The organism is Bradyrhizobium sp. SPXBL-02, assembly GCF_051853065.1.
In the GTDB taxonomy this organism is placed as follows: Bacteria; Pseudomonadota; Alphaproteobacteria; order Rhizobiales; family Xanthobacteraceae; genus Bradyrhizobium.
On sequence record NZ_CP182474.1, the window covers coordinates 5997792 to 6015196 of the forward strand.

At 66.3% G+C, this 17405-nt stretch carries 17 protein-coding genes; 11 read left to right on the forward strand and 6 right to left on the reverse strand.

The genetic code is table 11. The features are described from left to right. Positions 1-158: 158 nt before the first annotated feature. From ACNJYD_RS27965 to ACNJYD_RS27980, 4 genes are all read left to right on the forward strand, one after another. Complete coding sequence (locus ACNJYD_RS27965; protein ID WP_439363914.1) at positions 159-1400, forward strand: MFS transporter; 1242 nt, start codon at positions 159-161, stop codon at positions 1398-1400. A 68-nt stretch (positions 1401-1468) separates the two neighbouring features. Next, positions 1469-2662 (forward strand): M20/M25/M40 family metallo-hydrolase, encoded by a 1194-nt coding sequence (locus ACNJYD_RS27970; RefSeq protein WP_439363915.1) that lies wholly within the window; start codon positions 1469-1471, stop codon positions 2660-2662. A gap of 148 nt (positions 2663-2810) precedes the next feature. Then, positions 2811-3896 carry a mandelate racemase/muconate lactonizing enzyme family protein gene (locus tag ACNJYD_RS27975; protein ID WP_439363916.1) on the forward strand — a complete coding sequence of 362 codons (1086 nt, stop codon included), beginning with the start codon at positions 2811-2813 and terminating at the stop codon, positions 3894-3896. Positions 3897-4139: 243 nt separating this feature from the next. Beyond that, the gene (locus ACNJYD_RS27980) at positions 4140-5288 is read left to right on the forward strand and encodes an amidohydrolase (RefSeq protein ID WP_439363917.1); all 1149 of its coding nucleotides are present in this window, start codon (positions 4140-4142) and stop codon (positions 5286-5288) included. A 1-nt stretch (position 5289) separates the two neighbouring features. Here ACNJYD_RS27980 and ACNJYD_RS27985 read toward each other — a convergent pair whose 3' ends face one another. Beyond that, a complete protein-coding gene (locus ACNJYD_RS27985) occupies positions 5290-5505 on the reverse strand; it encodes a hypothetical protein (RefSeq protein ID WP_212254704.1) in 216 nt (71 codons plus the stop codon). A 90-nt stretch (positions 5506-5595) separates the two neighbouring features. Between ACNJYD_RS27985 and ACNJYD_RS27990 the strand changes: the two genes are divergently transcribed. Further along, the gene (locus tag ACNJYD_RS27990; protein ID WP_212254703.1) at positions 5596-6318 is read left to right on the forward strand and encodes a DUF72 domain-containing protein; all 723 of its coding nucleotides are present in this window, start codon (positions 5596-5598) and stop codon (positions 6316-6318) included. 2 nt (positions 6319-6320) lie between these two features. On the opposite strand, the gene ACNJYD_RS27995 is transcribed toward ACNJYD_RS27990, so the two are convergent. The 3 genes from ACNJYD_RS27995 to ACNJYD_RS28005 all read right to left on the reverse strand — a co-directional run bounded on the left by ACNJYD_RS27995 (position 6321) and on the right by ACNJYD_RS28005 (position 8738). Further along, positions 6321-7508, reverse strand: coding sequence for a CaiB/BaiF CoA transferase family protein (locus ACNJYD_RS27995; protein ID WP_439363918.1), 1188 nt, complete (start codon positions 7506-7508; stop codon positions 6321-6323). A gap of 28 nt (positions 7509-7536) precedes the next feature. Further along, positions 7537-7728: a hypothetical protein gene (locus ACNJYD_RS28000; protein WP_439363919.1), complete on the reverse strand. Its 192-nt coding sequence runs from the start codon at positions 7726-7728 to the stop codon at positions 7537-7539. 326 nt (positions 7729-8054) lie between these two features. Continuing rightward, complete coding sequence (locus tag ACNJYD_RS28005) at positions 8055-8738, reverse strand: GntR family transcriptional regulator (protein WP_439363920.1); 684 nt, start codon at positions 8736-8738, stop codon at positions 8055-8057. A 122-nt stretch (positions 8739-8860) separates the two neighbouring features. Between ACNJYD_RS28005 and dctP the strand changes: the two genes are divergently transcribed. Genes dctP through ACNJYD_RS28035 form a run of 6 tightly spaced genes read left to right on the forward strand, consistent with a single transcriptional unit; the run spans position 8861 to position 15678 of the window. Beyond that, positions 8861-9892 carry a TRAP transporter substrate-binding protein DctP gene (gene dctP / locus ACNJYD_RS28010; RefSeq protein WP_212254700.1) on the forward strand — a complete coding sequence of 344 codons (1032 nt, stop codon included), beginning with the start codon at positions 8861-8863 and terminating at the stop codon, positions 9890-9892. Beyond that, the gene (locus ACNJYD_RS28015) at positions 9889-10446 is read left to right on the forward strand and encodes a TRAP transporter small permease (protein WP_439363921.1); all 558 of its coding nucleotides are present in this window, start codon (positions 9889-9891) and stop codon (positions 10444-10446) included. The genes dctP and ACNJYD_RS28015 overlap by 4 nt, the downstream gene beginning before the upstream one ends. Beyond that, complete coding sequence (locus tag ACNJYD_RS28020) at positions 10443-11798, forward strand: TRAP transporter large permease (RefSeq protein ID WP_212254698.1); 1356 nt, start codon at positions 10443-10445, stop codon at positions 11796-11798. Before ACNJYD_RS28015 ends, ACNJYD_RS28020 begins: the two co-directional genes overlap by 4 nt. 17 nt (positions 11799-11815) lie before the next feature. Then, positions 11816-13225, forward strand: a complete 1410-nt coding sequence (locus ACNJYD_RS28025; protein WP_439363922.1) for a malonyl-CoA decarboxylase — start codon at positions 11816-11818, stop codon at positions 13223-13225. After that, positions 13222-14742: a malonate--CoA ligase gene (locus tag ACNJYD_RS28030; RefSeq protein ID WP_439363923.1), complete on the forward strand. Its 1521-nt coding sequence runs from the start codon at positions 13222-13224 to the stop codon at positions 14740-14742. Before ACNJYD_RS28025 ends, ACNJYD_RS28030 begins: the two co-directional genes overlap by 4 nt. A 48-nt stretch (positions 14743-14790) precedes the next feature. Beyond that, positions 14791-15678, forward strand: a complete 888-nt coding sequence (locus tag ACNJYD_RS28035) for a VOC family protein (protein WP_439363924.1) — start codon at positions 14791-14793, stop codon at positions 15676-15678. Between the two features lie 28 nt (positions 15679-15706). Here the strand turns inward: ACNJYD_RS28035 and ACNJYD_RS28040 are convergent, their stop codons facing one another. Together ACNJYD_RS28040 and ACNJYD_RS28045 are read right to left on the reverse strand one after the other, a co-directional pair. Then, positions 15707-16756 carry a LacI family DNA-binding transcriptional regulator gene (locus ACNJYD_RS28040; RefSeq protein ID WP_172783845.1) on the reverse strand — a complete coding sequence of 350 codons (1050 nt, stop codon included), beginning with the start codon at positions 16754-16756 and terminating at the stop codon, positions 15707-15709. Next, the gene (locus ACNJYD_RS28045) at positions 16753-17397 is read right to left on the reverse strand and encodes a ThuA domain-containing protein (protein ID WP_439363925.1); all 645 of its coding nucleotides are present in this window, start codon (positions 17395-17397) and stop codon (positions 16753-16755) included. Before ACNJYD_RS28045 ends, ACNJYD_RS28040 begins: the two co-directional genes overlap by 4 nt. Positions 17398-17405 lie beyond the last annotated feature (8 nt).

Sequence of the window (17405 nt, forward strand, 5' to 3'; positions counted from 1 at the left end):
TTCAGGTTCACGACCGCCGCGACATGGATGAGCCTGCCAAGCGACTGGTCGCGACTGGAGAAGCCACATTCCGGCATGAGGGGGTCGCACTGCCGCCATTGGCGCCCGCCCCCGCGATCATGTAACCCCACCCAAAACCTTCTCGGGACGGGACGCTCATGACCACGGCCGCCAACGACGCGGGCACAGCCACCCGCGCGCTGATCTTCGCGCTGGTCGCGCTCGCCTGCGGCCACATGCTGTCGACCCTGCTGCGCACCATTCCGGCGGTGAGCCTCGACCTGATGGCGGCGGATTTCCACATCGAGCCGCAGGCGCTGGCGAGCCTCACGTCGGTCTATCACTTCGCCTTTGCGGCTTCGCAGATCCCGGTCGGCGCGGCGATGGACCGATTTGGCGTGCGGCCGGTCTCGCTCGGCCTGCTGGCGGGAACCGTGTTCGGCGCGGTGGCCTCGGGATTTGCGACGGGGCCTGAGAGCTTCGCCGTCGGGCAGCTGCTGCTCGGCGTCGCCACCTCGGGCATGCTGATGTGCCCGATGACGCTCGCCGCCAAGCAATTGTCGGCGGCGCGGTTCGGATTGTGGTCCGGCGCCATCCTCTCGATCGGCAATATCGGCATGCTGCTGTCAGCGAGCCCGCTCGCTTTCGTGATCGACAGTTACGGCTGGCGCGCCGGTTTCTGGCTCTCCGCGATCGGCGGCATCCTCGTCGCGCTCGCGGTCTTCGTGCTGGTGCCGCACCAGCCGGCCGAGCACAAGGACTCGTCCTCGCCGTTGTCGCAGATGATCGATGTGGTCAGGCTCGGCCTGTCGCGGCCGCTGCGCGGCGTGATCGCGCTGGCGATGGTGTCGCTGGCGAGCTCGCTGGTGCTGCGCGGCCTGTGGGGCGGGCCCTGGCTGATGGAGATCAAGGGACTGACGCGGGTCGAGGCCGGCAACCAGCTCGGCGCCTTCACGCTGGCGATGATCGCAGGCCCGCTGCTGGTCGGCATGATCGACCGCAGGCTCGGCCGCCGCCGCGAGCTGATCGCCGGCACGCATGCGATCGCGGCGCTGCTGCTCGCGCTGATGGCGCTGGGAGCCCCGCACTTTGCCGTTGCATGGCTGTTCGGCGTGAACGTCATGCCGCCGTCCTACGATCTGGCATTGTTCGTGCTGATCGGGCTCTTCACCTCGGCGCAGCCGCTGCTTTTCGGCATGTCGAGGCAGCTCGTCGACGCGCAGGTCGCAGGGAAAGCACTTGCGGCCGTCAATCTCGCCTTCTTTCTCGGCACCGCGCTGATGCAGTCCGTCACCGGCGCGGTGGCCGCGCTCGCGGGGCTGCCGGCGGTGCTGCTGTTCATGGCGGCGGCGCTGGCGCTCGGCGTGCTGATCTTTTTGATCTACACGCAGCGCGTCTGAGCCCCTTGCGAAATGCGAAAGCGCAGGGGATGCTGCGCCGCCATCCGCATCAAGGGGAATTCGAGTCCATGCCTGTCGACACCAAAGCCGCCACCGATCGTCTCATGCGCTTCCTCACTGTAGAGGGCGTCACCGGACAGGAGGCGGCGATCGGGCGGGAGCTCACGGCCGCGCTGAAGGAGGCCGGCGTGCCGGCGAAGGCGATCCGGCTCGACGACGCCAACACGCGCATTCCTGTGCCGACCGAGACCGGCAACCTCATCGTCGACCTGCCCGGCCGCGGCGCGCTGCACAACCAGCCGCGGATCATGTTCATGACCCACATGGACACGGTGCCGCTGTGCGCCGGCGCCAAGCCGAAGAAGTCCGGGCGCAAGATCGTCAACGAGGCCAGGACCGCGCTCGGCGGCGACAATCGCTGCGGCTGCGGCGTGCTGGTGACGCTGGCCGCCGAGCTCGCCAAGCAGAAGCTCGATCATCCGCCGATCACGCTTCTGTTCTGCGTGCGCGAGGAGAGCGGGCTCTATGGCGCGCGTCACGTCAAGCTCGACGAGCTCGGCTCGCCGGTGATGGCGTTCAACTATGACGGCGGCTCGGCCTCCAACGTCGTGATCGGGGCCGTCGGCGCCGACCGCTGGACCGTCGAGATCTTCGGCCGCGCCTCGCATGCGGGCGTCGCGCCGGAGCGCGGCATCTCCTCGACCATGATCATGGCCCTCGCGCTTGCCGAGGTGAAGGCCGGCGGCTGGTTCGGCAAGGTGGTGAAGGGCAAGCAGCAGGGCACCAGCAATGTCGGTCCCGTCACCGGCGGCGAAGGCCGCCCCGCGGGCGATGCCACGAACGTCGTCACCGACTACGTCCATGTGCGCGGCGAGAGCCGCAGCCATGACGGAAAGTTCTTCAAGGAGATCACCAAGGCCTACAAGGCCGCGTTCGAGAAGGCGGCCAAGAAGGTGACGAACGCGCAAGGCAAGTCCGGCAAGGTCAAGTTCAAGGCCGAGACCGACTATTATCCGTTCCGCATGAAGGAGAACCTGCCTGTGGTGAAGCGCGCGATCGAGGCGGTGTCTGCGGTCGGCGGCACCCCGAACGTGCGCGCGGCCAATGGCGGCCTGGACGCCAACTGGATGGTCCGCCACGGCGTTCCGACCGTGACCTTCGGCGCCGGCCAGAACGAGGCGCACACGGTCGACGAATGGATCAATCTCGACGAATACGACCGCGCCTGCGCGCTGGCGGTGCAACTCGCGACGATGCGGTGAGTTTGGTTTGTAGGGTGGGTTAGCGTCAGCGTAACCCAAGTCGTGTGCATCCACGGCAACAGAAGTGGTGGGTTACGCCAGCGTTTGCGCTTCGCGCAACCGCTAGCTAACCCACCCTACGAAGCAAAAGAAAAAACAGGGAGGCTACATGCCGCGCATCGCAAACATCGAGACCGGGTTCTACCGGATCCCCCTCCCCGTCGCGCTGTCGGACTCCACGCATGGCGACATGACGGCGTTCGAGCTGATCACCTGCCGCGTCCGCGATGCCGATGGCGCCGAGGGCGTCGGCTACACCTACACGGTCGGGCGCAATGGCGGGGCTGTGGCCGACATTCTCAAGCGCGAGATCCCGCCGTTGGTTGAAGGGCACGAGGCCGACGGCACCGAAGCGATCTGGCATCATGTCTGGTGGGGGCTGCATTATGGCGGGCGCGGCGGGCCGGCGGTGCTGGCGCTGTCGGCGCTCGACATCGCGCTGTGGGATTTGAAGGCGCGGCGCGCCAAGCTGCCGCTGTACCGCCTGCTCGGCACCTTCGATGCGCACGTGCCGTGCTATGCCGGCGGCATCGACCTCGATCTCTCCGTCGATGCGCTGCTCAAGCAGACCGACGGCAATCTCGCCAAGGGCTTTCGCGCCATCAAGATGAAGGTCGGCCGGCCCGAGCTCAAGTCCGACGTCGCGCGCGTCTCGGCGATGCGACAGCATCTCGGCGACGGCTTTCCGCTGATGGCGGACGCCAACATGAAATGGACGGTCGAGGAAGCCATCCGCGCCGCGCGCGCGTTCGTGCCCTATGACCTGACCTGGCTGGAGGAGCCGATCATTCCCGACGACGTCGCCGGGCATGTGCGCATCATGCAGGCCGGCGGCGTGCCGATCGCAGCGGGCGAGAATCTGCGCTCGCTGTGGGAGTTCAAGAACTACATCGCATCCGGCGCGGTGTCCTATCCGGAGCCCGACGTCACCAATTGCGGCGGCGTCAGCGCGTTCATGAAGATCGCGCGGCTGGCGGAGGCGTTCAACCTGCCGGTCACCAGTCATGGCGCGCACGACGTCACCGTGCACCTGCTCGCGGCCTGCCCGAACCGATCCTATCTGGAGGCGCACGGATTCGGGCTCGACAAGTACATCGAGCATCCGCTGGTGCTGAAAGACGGGCTGGCGCTGGCGCCTGACCGGCCGGGGCATGGGATCGGGTTCGATTGGAAGGGGCTGGCGAAGCTGGCGTAACACCCATGCTCGTCATTCCGGGGCGCGACGAAGTCGCGAGCTATGGTGCGCAATTGCGCACCTGAGAATCCACTGGGCCTCGGAGCGAGCTGCACCATGGATTTCCGGGTTCGCGCCAAGAGGCGCGCCCCGGAATGACGGAAAAGCACATTGCTGCACGCGAGGCATTCCAAGGCGCGGGGTGCATGGCGGTGATAATCCATTATGGTGACGGCAACCGACATCACTCAAGAGACACCTGCCTTGTCCCCCGAACTCCACCAGAAACTGACCGCGTGGCGCCGGCACCTGCATGCGCATCCCGAACTGTCGCTCCAGGAAGAGGCCACCGCCGCCTTCGTGCGGGACAAGCTCACCGAGCTCGGCATTCCCTTCGAGGCCGGCATCGGCGGCCACGGCATCGTCGCGACCCTGACGCGCGGCCACGCGCAAAGGCGGGTCGGCCTGCGCGCCGACATGGATGCGCTGCCGATCACCGAGGACACCGCCCTGCCCTATGCTTCAAAGACATCGGGCGTGATGCATGCGTGCGGCCATGACGGCCATACCGCCTCGCTGCTGGGCGCCGCGGCGCTGCTCGCCGCCGACAGCGATTGGAGCGGCACGGTCGATTTCGTCTTCCAGCCGGCCGAGGAAGGCTTTGGCGGCTCGCGCGCGATGGTCGCGGCCGGGCTGTTCGACCGTTTTCCGATGGAGCGGATCTTCGGCTTCCACAACTGGCCGGGCCTTGCCGCCGGGACCATCGCCGTGCACGACGGCGTCGTCATGGCCTCCGGCGGGCGCATCAGCATCACGATCGAGGGCCACGCCGGGCACGCCGGCATGCCGCATCTGACGCGCGATCCCGTGGTGGCGGCCGGGCACCTCATCGTCGCGCTGCAATCGATTACCTCGCGCGGCGTCGATCCGCTCGACACCGCCGTGCTGTCGCTGTGCACCATCGAAGGCGGCACCGCGGCGAACCAGATCGCCGGACGCGTCACCATCCGCGGCACGCTGCGCTACCACCGCGAGGCGGTCAAGGACACCATCCTCGACGGCATCGAGCGCACCTGCGCCGGGATCGCGACCAGCTTCGGCGTCAAAGTCACGCCCGAGATCGTCTGGGGTGTCGGCGTCGTGATCAACACGCCTGATGAGGCCGACCTCGCGCGCATCGCCGCGGAGAAGGTGCAGGCGCCGGTGCGGCGCGATCTCGCCCCCAGCATGGCCGGCGAGGATTTTGCCCATTATCTGCAGCAGCGGCCCGGCGCCTTCGTCTGGATCGGCAACGGGCCCTTGCGCGACGGCGCGGAGCTGCACGGCCCTCGCTACGATTTCAACGACGCGATCCTGCCGGTGGCCTCGCGCTGGATGGCCGAGGTCGCCAAGGCGGCGCTGGCGTCGAACTAGCTCAGGAGATCTCGCGCGGCAGCTTCCAGTCCGGGCGCGGCGCGAATGTCTCGTCGACGCGCTCGACGTGATAGCCGTCGGGCAAGAGGTGACCGCCCTCCTCGTCGGCGACCGGGACATCGGTGACCAGGCCCTCGATCAAGGCGGCTTCCCACACCTCCTTCTCGGTCGGAAAGGGATTGCCGATCTGCTTGTTGCCTTCGAACAGCGCGTACATCGGTTCCGGTCCTTACGTTGATGCGCACGAGAAACGTATCGGCCGTACGGACGTTCCCTCCGGCAAATAGCAACGGATGGCACGTGAAACATGGCGCGCGTTCTGATCGGAACTTCGGGCTGGCACTACGCCTCCTGGCGCGGCCCGTTCTTCCCCGAGGGCGTGACGCTGAAGCAGCAACTTCGCTACTATGCCGGGCAGTTCGACACCACGGAGCTGAACGGGGTGTTTTACCGCACGCCGACGCCGGAGGCAGTGACGGGATGGCGCGAGCAGACCGGCCGCGATTTCGTGTTCGCCTGGAAGGCGTCGAAATTCATCACGCACTGGAAGCGCCTGTCGGACCGCTCCGTCAACAGCCTCGAGCTGCTCGAGGACCGCATCACGCGGCTCGGCGGCAAGGCCGGCCCGATCCTATTCCAGCTGCCGCCGCAGTTCGAGGCGAATGCGGACCGGCTCGCGTCGTTCTTCAAGCTGCTGTCACGAAAGCGGCGTTACAGTTTCGAATTCCGTCATCCGAGCTGGTATCAGCCGCGCATCCTGCGGATGCTGACTGAGGAAAACATCTCGCTGTGCCTGTCCGACCATCACGATGCGCCGGCGCCGTGGAAGCGCACGGCGGATTTCGTCTATGTGCGCGGACACGGGCCAAGCGGGCGTTATCACGGGCACTATACGAAGGCCACGCTGGCGCAATGGGCCAAGCGCATCACGTCGTGGAAGCGGCAGGGCTGCGACGTCTACGTCTATTTCGACAACGACCAGAAGAGCGCAGCACCGGCCGATGCCAAGGCGCTGAAGCTGCTGCTGTGATGCTAGATGATGCCGCCTTGCCGAAGCGCTGCGATCTGGTCCGCATCATAGCCGAGCTCGGTAAGGACGACATCGGTGTGCTCGCCGAGCGTCGGCGGGCGGCTTGCGATCTCGCCGGGCGTTTCCGACAGCCGCACCGCGGCGCGGGCGACCGGCGCCTGCTTCGGCAGGCCGGGATAGTCGACATGCTGCATGAAGCCGGCGGCGCGGATATGCGGATGATCCAGCGCCTGCTGCGGTGAGAGCACGGGGCCGGTCGGGATCATCGCCTGGCCCAGCGTATCGACCGCCTCCTGCGTGGTGCGCTCGGCGCACCAGCGCGCCATCCGCTCGCTGATGATGCGGCCGTTGTTGCCGCGGCTGATGTCGTCGGCAAAGCGCGGGTCGTTCAGCCACACCTCCTCCTCGCCCATCAGCCGCGCCCAGCGCTTGAACAGCGGATGACCGGTGACCTGGCACAGCACCCAGCCGTCCCTGGTGCGGTAGATGTCGGCAGGAGCCGCGGTCTGGCCGAGATTGCCGGTCGGCACGCGGTTGACGTTGATGACGGCCTGCTCGATCAGCGTGGCATTGGTGAAGGACAGCGCGGTTGCGAGCAGCGCGCCCTCGACGATCTGGCCGCGCCCGGATTTGCCGCGCTCGATCAGCGCGGCGAGCGTGCCGAAGGCGCAGTGCAGCGCGGTGCCGAAATCGACCCAGTTCACCGCGGCCCGATACGGCGGATCGCCCGCGCCCGTCATGTACACCGAGCCCGACATCACCTGGCCGACGCCGTCGAAGCCGACCCGGTCGGACCACGGGCCCGGCCCGCCGAACGCGGTGGCCGTGGTCAGGATGATGTCCGGCTTGATCGCCTTCAGCGAGTCGTAGTCGAGCTTCATCGCGCGCAAGGTCTGCGGCGGCAGGTTGGCGACCACGACATCCGCGGTCGCGATCAGGCGGCGCATCACCTCCTGGCCTTGCGCCTTCATCGGATCGAGCGTGATGCACTTCTTGTTGCGATTGACCTGGAGGAACAGCGCGCCCTCGCCGCCTTCGCCCACCGGCGCGACGAAACGATCCTCGCTGCCGTCGCGCTTCTCGATGCGGATGACCTCGGCCCCGAACTCGGCCAGCAATGTGGCGCAATAGGGCCCGGCGATATAGCGCCCGAAATCGAGCACGCGCACGCCCTCCAAAACTCCTCCCATCGGCTTCTTCCCCAGTGTTTTACCCAGATTACAGGGAATGGTTGCCGCGGCAAGATGGGCCAGCGCTCAGGCCTCGCGGCAGCGTCAGCTTGGAACGGGCGCGATCGATCCGGCTGTTGAAATGCAGGCTGATCGCCACCGCATCGCCCGAGACGGTTGCACCGGAGTCACATGAGACGAACGCGAGAGAGGATGCTGCTCGGCCAAGGAAGATCAGCATCCAAGGCCGAGCAGCATCCTCTGCAGATCGGGAATGAGACGTTCGGGCGAAAGCTCCCGGCTTCTACGCTCAGTCCGGCGGGACTTCTCATCATTGCTCCGAGATTCCCCAACGGAACTGGTCGCGAGCTGCCGGGCAGGTTCGACCGAACTCCGCACCTCGCCGCGTGGAGCATCTCCCATCATCCTCCTTTCACGTGCAAACGAGAGGCTGTGAAGCCACGCTCCGCAACTGAGAAATATCTGGATGAGGGCCGTGCTGTTTCAACGGTGAACGCTGCGGCATGTCCGCTTCGCTCTCGGAGAGCAGAGGCGAACAACCCACGTCTATTTCGCAGTCTCCCTCCTGCCTTCGGCAGGAGACTGGCCGGCGGGTGAAAGGCCGAGGACCATGTCCGAGAACCGTTCGCCCTGCACCAGGACGTGGTCGTGGAGGCGCGTCGCGGCCAATTGCTCGTCGCCGGCGCGGATCGCTTCCAGGATGCCGGCATGCTCCTGCAGCGATTGCAGCAGCCGGTTGCGCGCCCGCAGCTGGATGCGGCGATAGGCGCTCAAGCGCTTGTGCAAGGCGAAGGCCTGATCGGCCAGGAAGCTGTTGCGGCTGGCGCGGTAGATCGCTTCGTGGAAGTTGCGGTTGTCGGCGTAATACTGCTCGCTGTCGCCGTTTCGCGCGGCCGTCTCGCAGGCCCGGTGCGCAGCTTCCATCGCCGCATCATTGTCCGGCGTCAGCCGCCGCGCGGCCAGCCGTCCGCAGGCGCTTTCGATCTCCGCCATGGTCTCGAACATCTCGAACAGCCGGGTCGGTGACGGGACGCTGACAATGGCGCCGCGTCGCGGGCGGACATCGATGAAGCCTTCGGCGCCGAGTTGCAGCAGCGCCTCGCGGATGGGCGTCCGCGACACGCCGAATCGCTCCGCCAGCGAGGCTTCGTCCAAGCGATCGCCGGGTTGAAATTCCCCTGCAATCACAGCGTCTTCGATGGACTGCTTCAGTCTGAAGGCCTGGCTCATTGTATACACCCGATCCTGCAATTCCATACCATACGCTTGACAAAACATACAGCATGCAGTTCATATATGAATTGTATGCAAGATTAGAAATAAAAAATGCAATCTAGCGCGGGAGGTATGGAATGAGGATTTCAAGACGCCAAGCCTTGGCCCAAACTCTGGCCCTGGGGATCGCGGCCCCGGCGCTGCTCCGGTTCGGAGCGGCGCGCGCGGCCACGGCCCTGAAGATCTCGCACCAGTTTCCGGGAGGCACCGCGACCGAGGGCGATTTCCGCGACCGGCTCTGCCGGCGCTTCGCGACGCTGATCCAGGAGCGCAGCAAGGGCGCGATGACCGCCGAGATCTATCCGGGCTCGTCGCTGATGAAGACCAACGCGCAGGTTTCGGCGATGCGCAAAGGCGCGCTCGACATGAGCCTCATTCCGATCTCCTACGCCGGCGGCGATCTTCCCGAGCTGAACATCGGCCTGATGCCGGGCCTCGTCACCGGCTACGACGAAGGCCTCGGCTGGAAGAACAAGCCGATCGGCCAGGAGTTCACCAAATTCCTCGCCGCCAAGGGCCTCGTCATCGTCACCTGGATCTGGCAGGCCGGCGGCGTCGCCAGCCGTTCGCGCCCGCTGGTCGCGGTCGGCGATGCCAAGGGCATGAAGGTCCGCGGCGGCTCGCGCGAGATGGATCTGGTGCTGCAGGCTGCCGGCGCCTCGGTGCTGTCGCTGCCCTCCAACGAGCTCTATGCGGCGATGCAGACCGGCGCGTGCGATGCCGCCCTCACCTCCTCCACCAGCCTGACCTCCTTCCGCCTGGAGGAACTCGCCAAGCATCTGACGACGGGGCGGGCCAAGAGCTACTGGTTCATGCTCGAGCCGCTCGTGATGTCGAAGGCGGTGTTCGACCGGCTGTCGAACGAGGAGCGCGACATCATCGTCTCGGTCGGCGCCGAGCTCGAAGCGTTCGGCCGCAATGCTGCGGTGGAAGACGACGTTCGTGTCGCCAAGGTCTACCAGGCCGCCGGCGCGACGGTGCACGATCTCGACGACAAGACGGTTCAGGCCTGGCGGGATCTTTCGCGCGAGACGGCCTGGAAGGATTACGCGGGCAAGAACGAGAACTGCGCCCGCCTGATCAAGCTCGCCATGGAGGCGGGCTCATGAGCGCGCACGGCATCGATCTCGGTCATTCCACCGCCGTGACCGCGGCGCGCCCCGGCTCCCCGGTCGGACGGATCGCGCGCGCGATGACCCTGCTCAACAGGGTGATCGTCGTGCTCTGCTCGATCGCGCTCATCCTCGCGAGCACGATCCTGAGCTACAGCGTGGCCGCGCGCTACTTCTTCAACGCGGCAACCTATTGGCAGGACGAGGCCGCGGTGTTCCTGCTGGTCGGCGCCACGTTCCTGTCCACCGCGTTCGTACAGGCCGGGCGCGGCCATATCGGCATCGAGGCGCTCACCGGCTACCTCTCGAAGCGCGGCAATGCGATCCGCATGCTCGCGGTCGACGCCGCGAGCCTATCGTTCTGCGCCTTCTTCGCCTGGAAATCCTGGACGCTGTTCCACGAAGCCTGGGTCGACGGACAGGTGTCCGGATCGACCTGGGCCCCGCCGCTGTGGATTCCCTACAGCATGATGTCGCTCGGCATGACGCTGATGACGCTGCAGATCGCGCTTCAGCTGGCCGCGAGCCTCGAGACATGGAGGAGCAAATGAGCACGCTTGCCGTCGGATTGATGTATGGTGGTGCGACCCTCGCCGTCATGGCTTCGGGCATGCCGATCGCGCTGGCGCTCGGCGCGGTCGCCGTCATCTTCATGTACTACTTCATGCCCGCCGCATCGCTCGATACGGTGACGCAGAACGTCTACGAGGAGATGGCTTCGATCACGCTGCTGGCGATCCCGCTCTTCATCCTGAAAGGCGCCGCGATCGGCAAGTCGAAGGCGGGACAGGACCTCTACAGCGCGCTCCATGTCTGGATGGGCCGCATCCCCGGCGGTCTCGGCATTGCCAACGTGTTCGCCTGCGCGCTGTTCGCCGCGATGGCCGGATCGTCTCCGGCCACCTGCTCGGCGATCGGCTCCGCCGGCATTCCCGAGATGCGCAAGCGCGGCTATTCCGGCGGCTTCGCCGCGGGCGTGATCGCCGCCGGCGGCACGCTCGGCATCCTGCTGCCGCCCTCGATCACCATGATCCTGTACGCGGTCGCCGCCGAGCAGTCGCTCGGACGTCTCTTCCTCGCCGGCATCGGGCCGGGCCTTCTGCTGGTGCTGCTGTTTGCGACCTATGCCGTGCTGAGGTTCAAGGCCGAGTACAAGGCGGCGCAGCGCGCCTATGCCGCCGATCCGGCACAGCATCCGATCCTGTCGAACGAGCGCTTCACCATGGCGATGCGCTTCGGCGCGCTGCCGCGCGTGCTGCCCTTCGTCGTGCTGCTCAGCGGCGTCATGATCGCGCTCTATGGCGGCTATGCGACGCCGTCGGAAACCGCCGGCCTCGGCGGCATCCTGGCGCTGGTCCTGATCGCCTCGATCTACGGCGTGTGGCGGCCGCGGGATCTCGGCCCGATCCTGGAATCGACGCTGAAGGAATCGACCATGCTGATGCTGATCATCGGCATGTCGCTGCTCTACTCCTACGTCATGAGTTATCTCCACATCAGCCAGGGCGCGGCGCAGGCGATCGTGGCGATGCATCTGTCACCATGGGTGCTGCTGGGCGCGATCCTGGTGCTGGTGGTCGTGCTCGGCTTCTTCCTGCCGCCGGTCTCGATCATCCTGATGACCGCGCCGATCATCCTGCCGCCGCTCAAGGACGCCGGCTTCGACCTGATCTGGTTCGGCGTGGTGATGACGATCGTGATGGAGATGGGCCTGATCCACCCGCCGGTCGGGCTCAACATCTTCGTCATCAGGAATATCGCGCCCGACATCCCGCTGCGCGACGTGATCTGGGGCACGCTGCCTTTCGTCGTGCTGATGGCGTTCGCGGTGGTCCTGCTCTGCCTGGTCCCGTCGATCTCCACCTTCCTGCCCAATCTGGTGATGGGCGCCCCGACGCGTTAACCGAGGAGGCATGAACCATGCTGAGCGACATCCGATCCGGACGCATCGCGGCACCCGAATTCCTGCAAGGGCTGATCGACACGTTGACGCAACGCGGCCGCGCGGTTCTCGGCATCAAGCCGGATCGCGAGGCGAGCGAGGATCGCGACCTCGCGCTTCTGGGCGAGGCGCTGCTGTCGCGTCGGGGCGAAGCCTCCGGCGTTGCGATCGCGCAATCGCTGCTTGCCGCGTTCGAAGCCGCGGCCGAGCCGCAGCGGCTCAAATTTCTATCCTCCCTCGCCGACCGGTTCGGGCCCGACCGCCGCGCCATCGAGCTCGCGATCGCCGCCTACCAGCGCAAGGAGGGTGGCGACGGCAGCAAGCTCGAGGCGCTCCATGCCGCCGCGGAGCCACGCCGGCAGGAGCTGATCCGGCGCCTCAACCTCGCGCCGGGCGGAACGGCCTCGCTGGTGCGGATGCGCGAGGTGCTGCTCGCGCTGCTGCGCGAGCATCCCGAGCTGCAGGCCGTCGACGACGACTTCGTCCATCTGTTCTCGTCCTGGTTCAACCGGGGGTTCCTCGTGCTGCGACCGATCGACTGGACCACCTCGGCCAACATCCTGGAGAAGATCATCAGGTATGAGGCCGTCCACGCCATCCAGGACTGGGACGATTTGCGCAACCGGCTCGAGCCGCCGGACCGCCGCTGTTACGCGTTCTTCCATCCGCAGCTGGTGGACGAGCCGCTGATCTTCGTCGAGGTCGCGCTCACACGCGAGATTCCCGGCGCGATCGGACCGCTGTTGGACAAGTCGCGCCAGGCGATTGCCGCGCACGAGGCGACCACCGCCGTGTTCTACTCGATCTCGAACACGCAAAAGGGCCTCGCCGGCGTCTCGTTCGGCAACTTCCTGATCAAGCAGGTGGTGCAGGATCTCGCCCGCGAGCTGCCGAACCTGAAGACCTTCGTCACCCTGTCGCCCGTGCCCGGCCTTGCCGGCTGGGCGAGGCGCGAGCTCAAGAGCGAGGCATCGGCTGCGATCGACGACGACACGCGCCGAGCGATGGCCGCGATCGAGGACGGCGGCGATATTGCGCAGGCGAAAGAGGCCATCACCGCGCTTGCCGCCTATTACTTCCTGAAGGCGAAGCTGCCGTCGGGCAAGCCGGTGGACCCGGTCGCCCGCTTCCACCTCGGCAACGGCGCACGCCTGGAACGGCTGAATTTCCTCGGCGACGCCTCCGCCAAGGGCATGAAGCAGTCCTACGGGCTGATGGTGAACTATCTCTACGCGCTCGAGCACATCGAGGCGAACCACGAGGCCTTTGCGGAAGCCGGGACCGTCGTCGCTTCCGACAACGTGAAGAAGGCGCTTCGCGCGAAACTGTCGTCGCGCGACCTCGTTCCCAGTCCTCACACCAACTCGCAACGGAAGATCTCGTCATGAGCTCGAACCTGTACGACCGCCTGCTCGCCGGCGCGGAGTCCGACCAATCCATCTGCATCGAGAAGGACGACGGCACGGCGTTGAGCTATGCCGAACTCGCCGCCCTCAGCGGCAGGTTCGCGAACTTCCTCGCCAGCATCGGCATCGGCCCGAACCACCGCGTCGCGGCCAAGGTGGAGAAATCCGTCGAGGCCGTCGCGCTCTATCTTGCAACGCTGCGCGCAGGCGCGGTCTATCTGCCGCTCAACACCGCCTATACGCCGGCCGAGACCGAGTACTTCATCCGCGACGCGCAGCCGACATTGATCGTGTGCGATCCCAGGGAAGAGGCCGATTTGCGCGTCATCGCCGCCAAGGCAGGCGGCCGGGTCGAGACGCTCGATCAGCGCGGCAAGGGTTCGCTCGTCCAGGCCGCGGCGGACTTCCCGGCGCGATTTGACACCCTCGCCAGGACGAACGACGATCTCGCCGCCATCCTCTACACGTCGGGCACGACCGGCCGCTCGAAGGGAGCCATGCTGACGCACGGCAACCTGTCTTCGAACGCGCTGACGCTCGTAAAGGAGTGGCGCTATTCGAGCAAGGACGTGCTGATCCATGCCCTGCCGATCTATCACGTTCACGGGCTCTTCGTGGCCTGCAACGTCTCCTTCGCCGCCCGCGCGCGCATCCTGTTCATGCAGAAGTTCGACGCCGAACGCATCCTGGCGACGATGACGCGCAGCACGGTTCTGATGGGCGTGCCGACCTTCTATGTCCGCCTGCTCGAGAGCCCTGACCTGAACGAGCGAAGCACCGCCAACATGAGGCTGTTCGTCGCCGGCTCGGCGCCGCTTCTGGCCGAGACACATCGGGCCTGGAAGGCGCGGACCGGGCATGCGATCCTGGAACGCTACGGCATGACCGAGACCGGGATGATCGCCTCCAATCCCTATGAGGGGCCCCGCATTGCCGGCTCGGTCGGCCGGCCGCTTCCCGCCGTCGAGGTTCGCGTCACCGATCCGGAGACCGGCGCAATGCTCCCGGTCGGCGACGTCGGCATGATCGAGGTGAAGGGGCCCAACGTGTTCGCGGGCTACTGGAACATGCCGGACAAGACCGCGGCCGAATTCCGCGCCGACGGCTTCTTCATCACGGGAGATCTCGGCAAGCTCGACGCGGACGGCTACCTGCACATCGTCGGGCGCGGCAAGGACCTCATCATCACCGGCGGGTTCAACGTGTATCCCAAGGAGATCGAGACCGAGATCGACGCGATTCCGGGCGTCTCCGAGAGCGCGGTCGTCGGCGTGCCGCACGCCGATTTTGGCGAGGGGGTCACCGCGGCGGTGGTTCGCGCGCCGGGCTCGTCGGTCGACGAGCGCGCCATTCTCGCCGCGCTGTCGGGACGCTTGGCGAAATTCAAGCAGCCGAAGCGGGTCGTGTTCGTCGACGGCCTGCCGCGCAACGCGATGGGAAAGGTCCAGAAGAACGTCCTGCGCGAACGCTTTGCCGATCTCTATTCCGGCCGGGCGTAGCATGCTTTAGGATGCACGCGTTCGTCCCCCAGCGAGAAGTGCACACCCATGCCGCAACAATTCGACCGATCCGCAGAAGATCTCGGCAACGCCATCCATTTCGAGCACGTCAACATCCAGGTCCCGGACCAGCGCCTCGCCACGCTGTTCTATGTCGCCGGGCTCGGGCTCACCCGCGATCCCTATCTGATGGTGTCCGACACCAACATGTGGATCAACGCCGGGCGGAGCCAGTTTCATCTGCCGAGCGGCCGGCCGCAGGTGCTGCGCGGACACGTTGGCCTCGTCATCGAAGGCCGCGAGGCGCTGCTGGCGCGGCTTGCATCGGTCGCGAAGAAGCTCGAGGGCACGGGGTTCGCATTCAGGGAGCACAACGACCATGTCGAGGCAGTTTGCCCCTGGGGTAACCGCGTGCGCTGCTACGAGCCCGACGCCGCGCGGTTCGGCCGGATCGCGCTCGGCATTCCCTATGTCGAGTTCGACGTGCCCAAGGGAACGGCGGCCGGCATCTGCGCCTTCTATCCCGAGATCATGGGCATGCCCGCGAGCCTGCGGAACGGCGAGGCCGCTGTTGCCGCCGTGACGACGGGCCGCAACCAGCATCTGCTGTTCCGCGAGACCGACCGGCCGCTGGGCGACTATGACGGCCACCATGTGCAGATGTACATCACCGACTTCTCCGGTCCCTACCGCAAGCTGCTTGCGCGCAAGCTGATCTCCCGCGAGGACAATCAATACCAGTACCGGTTCTGCGACATCGTCGACCTCGACAGCGGCAAGCCGCTGTTCACGGTCGAGCACGAGGTGCGCTCAGCGACCCATCCGATGTTCATGCGGCCGATGGTCAATCGCAATCCGGCGCTCAACAACCGCAATTACGCCTTCGGCCACGACGAATTGTCCTGGGCGATGGGGCCGGACCAGTACGAGGCGTAATGCTGACGGCGCGCTTGCGCGCGTCACGCTACGGCAGATTGTCCCGCAGGAAGATGTCGATGCGGATACGCTCCTGGTCGGGGCTGATCGGTTCGCCCGAACAATGCGCGAGCAGGACTCGCGCCGCAGACCGCGCCTCATGGCCGGCATCCTGGTTGATGACGGCGTCGAGCGTGCCGCGCACCAGGAACCGTCTGGTGTGCTCGGTCAGCTCATGTGTGATCCAGACCACCTCGCGCGCGCGGCCCGAAGCCTCGAGCGCATCGGCGATGCCGCGGTTGCCGGCGCCGCAGCAATAGATGCCGCGGAGATCGGCATGGCGGGCGAGCAGCGCGGCTGTGAGGTCCCGCGTGCGGTCGCTGTCGTCGCGCCCCTCGATGACGGGGAGTGCGGACAGGTTCGCATACTCACTCGACAGGATCTGGTGGAAGCCGAACTGCCGTTCGGTGTGATCGCGCAGCGACAACGATCCCGCAATCACGGCGACGGTGCCCTCGCGCCCGGCAAGGAAGCGCCCCATCAGCGTGGCGGCGGTGCGGCCCGCGGCCGGATTGTCGATCCCGACATAGTGCACCCGCGACGAACTCGGCGCGTCCGACACCAAGGTCACCACGGCGACCCCGCGCGCGACGAGCTCGTCGATCGCGGCGCGAACCCTGGGATGATCGAGCGCGATGACGGCGACACCCTGATAGGCCGGCGAGAGGTTCTCCAGCGCACCGGCAAGGACATCGGGGTCGAACACGTCGACATGGTGGATGTCGATGAAGCCGCGATGGCCGGCGAGCCAGCCCGCGGTGCGCGCGACCTGCTCGCTGAGATTGGTCATGAAGCTGTTGCTACCGGTCGGCAGCACGAAAGCAAAGCGGAAGGTCTGCCCGCGGGCGAGCCGCGCCGCGGCAACATCGGCGCGATAGCCGAGCTTTGCCACCGCGGCCTCGACACGCGCGACGGTCTTGGCACGAACACCCTCGCGCCGGTTGACGACGCGATCGACGGTGGCGAGCGAAACGCCCGCCGCGCGCGCGACGTCCTCGAGCGTGGCTCGAAGCACCGGCTGGGTCGCGCCTTCAGTCATTCGCGCGCGGCCCACAGCATGCCGCGGGTCATCAACGTCCGGATCTCCGGCACGTCGAGCTCGTAGGCGCGGTGGCCCAGCGAGGAGTAGAACACCCTCCCCGCGCCATAACGCTTCTTCCACACCACCGGCATCACCACGCCCTCGATCCAGGGCGCGTGCTCACCGGTGAAAGTCGTCGTTGCCAACACCTCGTTGGCGGGATCGACATGCATGTAATACTGCTCGGAACGATGCTCGAAACTCTTCAGGCCGTTCATGATGGGATCGTCGGGCTTGGTCACGTCGACCTTGTAATCGATGATGTTGCCGGGATGCGCAACCCATTGCCCGCCACACAGGAACTGGTAGTCCACAGAATCGCGGAAGGCATCGCACATGCCGCCATGATGGCCGGCGAGCCCGACCCCGCTGCGCACCGCAGCGCAAAGATTCAGCGCATCCGCCTTTTCGATCTTGGACATGGTGTAGATCGGGATGATCAACGAGAGATCATGGATTTTGGGATCGCCGAATGCCTCGGTCGCGGTTTCGATCCGCACCTCGAAACCTTCCGCCTTCAGCCAGCCGCGGATCATCGAAGCGCAGAGATCGGGATCGTGTCCCGGCCAGCCACCCCATACAATCATTGCCTTGCGCATGGTCATTC